This window comes from Paraburkholderia sp. GAS33 (genome assembly GCF_050436645.1).
In the GTDB taxonomy this organism is placed as follows: Bacteria; Pseudomonadota; Gammaproteobacteria; order Burkholderiales; family Burkholderiaceae; genus Paraburkholderia; species Paraburkholderia phenazinium_B.
This window is the reverse complement of the sequence record NZ_JBNDMP010000002.1, coordinates 868964-877867: the sequence shown is the minus strand read 5'-3', so window position 1 is coordinate 877867 and position 8904 is coordinate 868964. Positions and strand designations below refer to the sequence as shown.

At 63.4% G+C, this 8904-nt stretch carries 6 protein-coding genes; 4 read left to right on the top strand and 2 right to left on the bottom strand.

Going from position 1 to position 8904, the window contains the following annotated elements:
• The 3 genes from P3T24_RS10220 to P3T24_RS10210 form a co-directional block, all read left to right on the top strand.
• The coding region (locus P3T24_RS10220; protein ID WP_429434265.1) for a hypothetical protein at nucleotides 1–197 on the top strand (197 nt) is incomplete at its 5' end.
• A gap of 31 nt (nucleotides 198–228) precedes the next feature.
• Nucleotides 229–2580: a UvrD-helicase domain-containing protein gene (locus tag P3T24_RS10215; RefSeq protein WP_429434263.1), complete on the top strand. Its 2352-nt coding sequence runs from the start codon at nucleotides 229–231 to the stop codon at nucleotides 2578–2580.
• Nucleotides 2577–3362, top strand: coding sequence for a 5'-methylthioadenosine/adenosylhomocysteine nucleosidase (locus P3T24_RS10210; RefSeq protein WP_429434260.1), 786 nt, complete (start codon nucleotides 2577–2579; stop codon nucleotides 3360–3362). The genes P3T24_RS10215 and P3T24_RS10210 overlap by 4 nt, the downstream gene beginning before the upstream one ends.
• Here the strand turns inward: P3T24_RS10210 and P3T24_RS10205 are convergent.
• Nucleotides 3359–5326, bottom strand: a complete 1968-nt coding sequence (locus tag P3T24_RS10205; protein WP_429405461.1) for a propionate--CoA ligase — start codon at nucleotides 5324–5326, stop codon at nucleotides 3359–3361. The genes P3T24_RS10210 and P3T24_RS10205 overlap by 4 nt on opposite strands.
• Nucleotides 5327–5489: 163 nt before the next feature.
• Complete coding sequence (locus tag P3T24_RS10200) at nucleotides 5490–6740, bottom strand: MFS transporter (RefSeq protein ID WP_429434257.1); 1251 nt, start codon at nucleotides 6738–6740, stop codon at nucleotides 5490–5492.
• A gap of 433 nt (nucleotides 6741–7173) precedes the next feature.
• On the opposite strand from P3T24_RS10200, the gene P3T24_RS10195 reads away from it, so the two are divergent.
• Complete coding sequence (locus tag P3T24_RS10195) at nucleotides 7174–8844, top strand: methyl-accepting chemotaxis protein (protein ID WP_429434254.1); 1671 nt, start codon at nucleotides 7174–7176, stop codon at nucleotides 8842–8844.
• Nucleotides 8845–8904: the final 60 nt, after the last annotated feature.

Sequence of the window (8904 nt, the reverse complement as noted above, 5' to 3'; positions counted from 1 at the left end):
TTACCCGTTTATTGCGTTTCGCTACGGTCATCGTCGCTCCTGTTACTGGCAGTCTCCTGCCAAATGACCGTTTACACAAAACTATTTACACCCTCGCCGCCTGCGGCGCCCCGGTTTGGCGGTTAACCCAAACCAGGGCGCCGCAGGCACAACAACCAGCCGAAGGCAAAAACCAAACCTACCCCCGAACCTTATAATGACGGACAAACCGCCGCCGACCCCTGGAAAATGCCCGAACTCCTCAGTAACCTGAACCCCGAACAACACGCAGCGGTAACACTGCCAAACGAACCGGCACTGATTCTGGCCGGCGCGGGCAGCGGCAAAACCCGCGTCCTCATCACGCGAATCGCGTGGCTCATCCAGCAAGGCCTGGCGTCGCCCGCAACCATCCTCGCAGTGACGTTCACCAACAAGGCCGCCCGCGAAATGATGGCGCGCCTGCAAGCGCTCCTGCCCATCGACACCAGAGGCATGTGGATCGGTACCTTCCACGGCCTCTGCAACCGAATGCTGCGCGCTCACCATCGCGATGCCGCGTTGCCCGCTACCTTCCAGATTCTCGATACCGCCGACCAGCTCTCCGCGATCAAGCGTCTGATGAAGGGCCTGAACATCGACGATGAAAAGTACCCGGCGAAGAATCTCCAGTACTTCATCAACAACGCGAAAGAGCAGGGCCTGCGCCCCAAAGACGTCGACGCTACCGATAACTTCAACCGCAAATTCGTCGAGCTCTACGAGGCCTACGACCAGCAGTGCCAGCGCGAAGGTGTCGTCGATTTCCCCGAACTGTTGCTGCGCTGCTTCGAACTGCTCGCCCACAATCCGCCGCTGCGTGCTCACTATCAGGCGCGCTTCCGGCACGTCCTCGTCGACGAGTTTCAGGACACCAACAAGCTCCAGTATGCGTGGCTCAAGCTGCTCGCCGGGCAGACCAATTCGATCTTCGCCGTTGGTGACGACGATCAGTCTATCTACGCGTTTCGCGGTGCAAATGTCGGCAACATGCGCGACTTCGAACAGGAGTTCAATGTCCAGCATCTGATCAAGCTCGAGCAGAACTATCGCTCGCACGGCCACATCCTCGATGCGGCCAATCAGTTGATCGCCAATAACTCGCGGCGTCTGGGCAAGAATCTGCGCACCGATGCGGGCCACGGCGAGCCGGTGCGCGTCTATGAGGCCGCCACCGATACCCAGGAAGCCGGCTGGATCGTCGAGGAAATCAAGGCGCTCATCAGCACCGGCACCTCGCGTAGCGAAGTCGCCGTGCTGTACCGGAGCAACGCGCAGTCGCGCACCATCGAACATACGCTGGTGAACGCGGGTATCGCCTACCGGGTGTATGGCGGCCTGCGCTTCTTCGAACGTCAGGAAATCAAGCATGCGCTCGCCTATCTGCGTCTGATCGACAATCCCAACGACGACACCGCGTTTTCCCGCGTCGTCAACTTTCCGACTCGTGGCATCGGGGCGCGCTCGATCGAGCAGCTCGCGGACGCCGCGCGTCTCTACAACTGCTCGATGGCCGCGGCGGTTCCGTACGTCGCCGGCAAGGCAGGGTCAAGTCTCGCCAGCTTCGCCAATCTGGTCGGCAAGATGCGCGCGGAAACGCAGCAGATGAGCCTGCCGGAAACGGTCGAATATGTCGTGCGCGCGAGCGGTCTGTCGGAGTTCTATCAGACCGAGCGCGAAGGTCAGGACCGCCTCGAAAACTTGCAGGAACTGGTCAACGCGGCCGCAGCGTTCGTCAGTGAAGAAGGCTACGGTCTCGATACGCCGGCGCGCTCCATTCCGTTGCGTCCGGGTGCGACGTCCGCGCCGGAGCTCGTGGCGGAAACGGACGACCCCAATATCGTCGTCCTCGATGCGCCGGACGTCACCGACCCCGCGCAAAACCCCGACACGATGACGCCGCTCGCCGGCTTCCTGTCGCACGCGTCGCTGGAGGCGGGCGACAACCAGGCGCAGGCGGGCCAAGAAGCCGTGCAGTTGATGACGGTCCACGCGGCCAAGGGCCTCGAGTTTACCGCGGTGTTCATCACGGGCCTTGAAGAAGGCCTGTTCCCGCACGAGAACAGCGCGATGGAAACCGACGGCCTCGAAGAGGAGCGCCGTCTGATGTACGTTGCGATTACGCGTGCGAAGGAGCGGTTGTACCTGTCGTTCGCGCAGAGCCGGATGCTGCATGGCCAGACGCGCTACAACATCCGCTCGCGTTTCTTCGACGAGTTGCCGCAGGAAACGCTCAAGTGGCTCACGCCCAAGGTCGAGGCGGGTTCGCGCTGGGGTGGCCGCTCCGATAACGCCGGCTATGGCCGCGACTGGTTTGCGCGGCCGGGTTACACGGGCCCGTCGTCTTCGACCTCGGCGCCGCTGCCGGCTTTCGCCAATGAAACGCGCGCGGCCGAAAGCGGTTTCCGGGTCGGCCAGCAGGTGTTTCACACCAAGTTTGGCGAAGGCACGATCATCGCGCTCGAAGGCGGTGGTGCCGATGCGAAAGCGCAGGTCAAGTTCAAGCGGCACGGCGAAAAGTGGCTGGCACTCGCCGTCGCCAAACTGCAGGCGGTCGAATGAGCACGGCGCAAACCGGAGCGGCGGGCGGTCGTCGTCCGCTCGGGGTAATGGCGGCGTTGCCGCAGGAACTCGGTGATCTGGTCGAGGCGATGCGGGCGGAGTCTGGTGTCCGTACGGTCACGCACGGGCGCCGCGACTATCACCTCGGCACTGTGCATGGCGCGCCTTGTGTCGTGACGCTGGCGCGGATCGGCAAGGTGGCCGCCGCAGCAACGGTCAGCGCACTGATTCATGCGTTCGATGTCGAAGCGGTGGTGTTTACTGGTGTCGCTGGCGGCGTGGGGCGTGAAGTGCGGATTGGCGATGTGGTTGTCGCCGATACTCTGGTGCAACACGATCTGGATGCGTCACCGTTGTTTCCGCGTTTCGAGGTGCCATTGCTCGGCATCGCGCGGTTCGCTGCGGATCAGGTGCTGGCGGATCAACTCGCGGCGGCGACTGAACGTTTTGTCGCGGAAGAGGGCGAGGCGGTCGCGACACGCTTCGGCACGCAACTGCCGCAGGTGCACCGGGGCCTCATCATCAGCGGCGATCAGTTCGTCGCCAGCGCGGCGGCCGTCGAGGCGCTGCGCGAGGCATTGCCGGATGCGCTCGCGGTCGAGATGGAAGGCGCAGCGATCGCGCAGGTCTGTCACGAGTACGGCGTGCCGTGTGCGATCGTGCGCACGGTGTCCGATACGGCGGACGCCCATGCACCCGCGTCGTTTGCTACGTTTTTGACGGAGATCGCCGGGACCTACTCGAACGGTATTCTCAAGCGGTTCTTGCAGGCGCGCGTTTAGGCCTTCCCACCCGCGCCCGCCGCCAGCGCGTCGCGCACCTGCTGCAATGCGCTCGCATCCTCGATAGTCGGCAGGTCGCCCGGATCGCGGCCTTCCGCCAGCGCCGAGATCGCGCGGCGCAGCAGCTTGCCTGAACGCGTCTTCGGCAGCATCGCTACGAAATGCACCCGCGCCGGCCGCGCAATGGCGCCGAGTTGGCGGTCGACCGTCGAAACCAGCTCGGCCTCGAGTTTCAGGCGCGCTTTGTCCGCCGCATAGCGGTCCGCATCGCGCAACACGACGAACGCCAGCGCCACCTGGCCCTTCAGCGGATCCGCAACACCCACCACCGCGACCTCGGCCACGGCCTTATGGCTCGAGATCGCTTCCTCGATCTCCCGCGTGCCGAGCCGGTGACCCGCGACGTTGATCACGTCGTCGGTGCGCCCGAGGATCGTCACGTAGCCATCGTCATCCTGAATGCCCCAGTCGAAGGTCGAATAGAGCTGCTGGTCCGGCACGCTCGACCAGTACGTACTGACGAAACGCCGGTCGTCTCCCCACACCGTCGACATGCAACCTGGTGGCAGCGGATAGCCGAGCGTGATGACGCCTTTCTCGCCTGTTGCGCAGACGTCGCCGGTCTGCTCGTTGCGCAGCGTCAGGTTGTAGCCGTACACCGGCACGCCGGGCGAACCGAGCTTCGGCGGTAACGCCTCGACGCCGCGCTGGATGGCGAGCATCGGCCAGCCGGTCTCGGTTTGCCAATAGTTGTCGACCACTGGTTTGCCGAGCGCGTCGGAGATCCACGAGGCCGTGGGTTCGTCGAGCGGCTCGCCGGCCAGAAACAGCGTGCGCAGGCTCGACAGGTCGTACTTCTTCAGCAGTGCCGGGTCCTGCTTCTTGAGCACGCGCAAGCCGGTCGGCGCGGTGAACATCAGGTTGATCCGATGCTGTTCGACAAGCCGCCACCAGATGCCACCGTCCGGGCGGATCGGCGTGCCTTCGTACATGACCGTAGTCAGGCCCGCGATCAACGGTGCATAAATGATGTAGCTGTGGCCGACCACCCAGCCAATGTCCGAAGCGGTGAACATCGTGTCGCCCGCGCGCCCCTCGTAGATGTATTCCATGGATGCCGCCAGCGCCACCGCATAGCCGCCCACGTCGCGCACGACGCCTTTCGGACGGCCGGTGGTGCCCGACGTGTACAGCACGTACGAGGGCTCGTTCGACTCCAGCCACTCGCATGGCACATGCGCGTCGAAAAACTGCTCGCGCAGCGGCTCGTAGTCGACGAGGTAGCTGGCGTTCAGACGCTCCGGTGCAAGCTGCCGGTCGATCCGCAGCACATGCGGCGGCTTGTGCTGCGCGCGGGCGAGCGCTTCGTCGACGAGCGGCGTGTAGTCGATCACCTTGCCGCCGCGCGCGCCGGCGTCGGCGGTCACGATCAGCGCCGGGGTTGCATCGTCGATGCGCGCTGCGAGACTCGGCGCCGCAAAACCGCCAAACACGACAGAGTGAATCGCGCCGAGCCGGGCGCAGGCGAGCATCGCGAACACCGCTTCGGGGATCATCGGCAGATAGATCAGCACGCGATCGCCACGCTTGACGCCGAGCGAGCGCATCACCGCGGCCATGCGGTTGATTTCGGCGTATAGCTCCGCGTACGTGTAGCGCCGCTCGATGCCGGTTTCCGTCGAGACATAGACGAGCGCATTCTGCTGGGCGCGTTCGGCGAGATGCCGGTCCACCGCGTTATGGCACAGGTTGGTCCGGCCGCCGACGAACCAGCGCGCAAACGGCGGATTCGAGCGGTCGAGCACCATCTCGAACGGCGTCTCCCAATGGATGCGCCGCGCTTCATCGCGCCAGAAGTCTTCAGGGGCTTCGATGGAACGGCGGTGGAACTCGCGGTAACGGGTCATCGGCGGCGATCCTTCCTGCGATATGTTGTGAGCGAGCGTGACGGTGCGTGTCCGCACAGCATAGAGCAGGCGTGCAGGCGCGGACAACGCGGGTTCACCATAGGCACGGTGTTAGCAAACCCGATGCCTCGATCGCAATGGTGTTTTAGCCGGCTCGGCCCGCAAAACGAAAAAAGGCGCCGCAGCGCCTTTCTCCGTCCATCCTCACGTCGCACGAAACTCACGCCTTCGCGCGTTTTCCCTCGACATCGGGCAGGAACACCGTCAGCACGCCGATCAGCGGCAGGAACGAGCAGACCTTGTACACATAAGCGATGCTGGTCGCGTCGGCCAGTTGGCCGAGCACTGCCGCGCCGATCCCGCCCATGCCGAACGCAAAGCCGAAGAACAGCCCCGCGACCATCCCGACCTTGCCTGGAATCAGTTCCTGCGCGTAGACGAGGATCGCCGAGAACGCCGACGCCAGCACCACGCCGATCACGACCGTGAGGACGCCGGTCCAGAACAGGTTGGCATACGGCATCAGCAGCGTGAACGGCGCGACGCCGAGGATCGACACCCAGATCACGTACTTGCGGCCAATCCGGTCACCCACCGGACCGCCGATGATCGTGCCCGCCGCGACCGCCGCGAGGAACACAAACAGGTGGATCTGCGCGGCCTGGACCGGCAGATGGAACTTGTCGATCAGATAGAACGTGAAGTAGCTGTTGATGCTGGCGAGATAGAAGTACTTCGAGAACACCAGCAGCATCAGCACGCTCATGGCGAACAGCACCTTGTTGCGCGACAGCGTCGCATGGCCGGCCTGCGCGCCCTTGGCCTTTTTGGTGGCCGGATGACGCTTGTACCAGCGGCCGATCTGCGTAAGCACGACGATCGCGACCAGTGCCGCCACCGAGACCCATGCAATGCTGCGCTGGCCGTGCGGAATGATGATCAGTGCGGCGAGCAGCGGTCCGAGCGACGAGCCGGCGTTGCCGCCCACCTGGAACAGCGACTGCGCGAGACCGTGCTGGCCACCCGAGGCCATCCGCGCGACTCGCGACGACTCCGGATGGAACACCGACGAACCGCAGCCGACGAGTGCCGCGGCCACCAGCAGAATGCCGAAATTCGGCGCTACCGACATCAGCAGCAGGCCGGCCAGCGTAAAGCCCATGCCGACAGGCAGGGAATACGGCTTCGGATGTTTGTCGGTGTAGATGCCGATCAGCGGCTGCAGCAGCGACGCCGTGATCTGGTAGGTCAGCGTGATCAGGCCGATCTGCCCAAACGACAGCGAAAAGTTGTCCTTCAGCATCGGATAGATCGCGAGGATCAGCGACTGGATCATGTCGTTGATCAGATGCGAGAAGCTGATTGCGCCGAGCACCGAGTACACGGTGCGTTGGGCCTTGACGGCCAGAGGGACAGCGGCGGGGATGCTTGAACCGCCAGCGAGGGCGTTTTTATCGAGGCTCGTTTCCATGCGCGTGAGAGAGGGGAGAAAGTGAGCGGGCCGGATCCGCTGGGTGACGATACCGTCTGCGCCATATCGTCACACTACGGGGAACTATCTGACGTTTCATGAAGTGTAATGTGGCTTGCATGAAATGTTCGGACAAGTTTTGTCGCGAATCAGACATCGAACGACGTAATGCTGGCACCACGGTGGGGCGATCTGCCGTGCGTCGGTCACAAAGACCGACCATTTGCAATGTTTCGGTGCGTTCTGTCAGGGGGAATTTTGGCTGTGTATAAAGCCGTCGCTGGCACGCTGTTCACATAGTGGACGCGCATTGGGGGCGGAACACTGCACGACGGCGGCTCTAAAGATTGCTGCCGCTGGTGCCGTAGACCCGAAGAGATAACAAGGAATGCCGGAACCGACCTTTCCGGCTGGTCATACGTGAGGACCCAATATGAAAGCAGTTTCGCTGGGCAGCCAGCCGGGTGTCGGTTTCGTAGCGAGTGACGAACCGGCGGGCGGTCCGTCCGGTTCGCGCGCGCCGGTTGGGCGGCTCAAGGGTTTGTCCGTGAAGGCGACGCTCCGACTGGCTTTCGCCGCGGTGCTGATCGGTACGCTGGTGATCGGGGTGTTTTCGCTGGCGCAGATCAGCCGGCTCAACGGATCGGCGCAATCGATCTACGACCAGGGCCACGTAGCGAGCCGCGCGGCCGAAGAAGCGCGAGGTTATGTGCTGCGCGCGAGCCGTGCGCAGAAGATGCTGCTGACCGCGACGACGGCCAAGGAGCGCGACGAACTCGGCTCGGACATCGACAAGGGTCTCGCCGGCCTGTCGACGCAGATCAACACGCTGCAGCAGTATGTCGATCCTGCCGATGCGGATCAGGTGTCGCAACAGAAGAAATTCGCCGCGGCGGTCGGGACGTGGAGCGGCCACCTGCGCGATTTCGTGAAGCTGGTGAAGGCACAGCCGCTCGATCTGTCGCAGATGAACTGGCAGGTGGGCATGCAGGATGTGTCCTTGCTGGTGGAGACCGAAAAGCTAGAGAAGATGGTGGACGCGCTGGTCGAGCAGCGCAGCGTGGCCGCGAAGGCGACCATCGACGCCTCGGCGTTCATCTACCACTCGTCGTACGTGACGATGGCGGCGATGACAATCGGCCTGATCGTGCTGGCGTTTGTGATCAGCGAATGGGTGGTGCGACGGCTGGCGCGTCAACTGGGTGGCGAGCCGGTGTACGCGAAGGAGATTGCGAGCCGGATTGCGGCGGGTGATCTGTCGAACCAGATTGCGCTGGCACGCAACGATCATTCGAGCATGCTATCGGCGCTGCATGACATGCAGAGCGGACTGTCGACGACGGTGTCGGATATCGCGGCGAGTGCTGACGCGATTGCGACGGCATCGGGCGAGATTTCGATGGGTAATCTGGACCTGTCGCAGCGCACCGAGCAGCAGGCGATGGCGCTGGAGCGCACGGCGAGCAGCATGGAGCAGTTGACCTCGACGGTACGGCAGAACGCCGACAACGCCAGGCAGGCGAGCACGCTGGCGAATAATGCTTCGGAGATTGCGGAGAAGGGCGGCGAGGTAGTGAGCCGCGTGGTGTCGACGATGATCGAGATCAACGACAGCGCGAAGAGCATTGGCGACATCATTGGGGTGATTGAGGGGATTGCGTTCCAGACGAACATTCTCGCTTTGAACGCGGCTGTCGAGGCCGCGCGCGCGGGGGAAGAGGGGCGCGGATTTTCGGTGGTGGCGGCTGAGGTGCGGAATCTGGCGCAGCGCAGTGCTGGCGCGGCCAAAGAGATCAAGGGGTTGATCAGCACGTCGGTAGAGCGGGTGGGGAATGGGTCGGCGCTCGCGCAGGATGCTGGGAATACGATGGACGAGGTGGTGAAGGCGGTCAAGCGGGTGACCGATATCATGGGGGAGATCTCGGCTGCTTCTGCCGAGCAGAGTTCTGGTATCGAGGAGATTAACCTCGCGGTTACGCAGATGGATGCCGGGACCCAGCAGAATGCGGCTCTGGTTGAGCAGGCTACTGCTGCTGCGCGGGCTCTGGATGATCAGGCTAAGGCTTTGAAGGGGATGGTGGGGAGGTTTAGGTTGAATGGGTGAGGTTGGGGTGCCTGGGGCGCCTTGGTTGTTTTTCTGGCGGCGTTTGCCTTTCCTTGCCAC

What these genes read in the sequence shown, in the direction of transcription:
- P3T24_RS10215 (WP_429434263.1), top strand. Translation starts at nt 229, where the DNA reads ATGCCCGAACTCCTCAGTAACCTGAACCCCGAACAACACGCAGCGGTA.
- P3T24_RS10195 (WP_429434254.1), top strand. Translation starts at nt 7,174, where the DNA reads ATGAAAGCAGTTTCGCTGGGCAGCCAGCCGGGTGTCGGTTTCGTAGCG.
- P3T24_RS10200 (WP_429434257.1), bottom strand. Translation starts at nt 6,740, where the DNA reads ATGGAAACGAGCCTCGATAAAAACGCCCTCGCTGGCGGTTCAAGCATC.
- P3T24_RS10210 (WP_429434260.1), top strand. Translation starts at nt 2,577, where the DNA reads ATGAGCACGGCGCAAACCGGAGCGGCGGGCGGTCGTCGTCCGCTCGGG.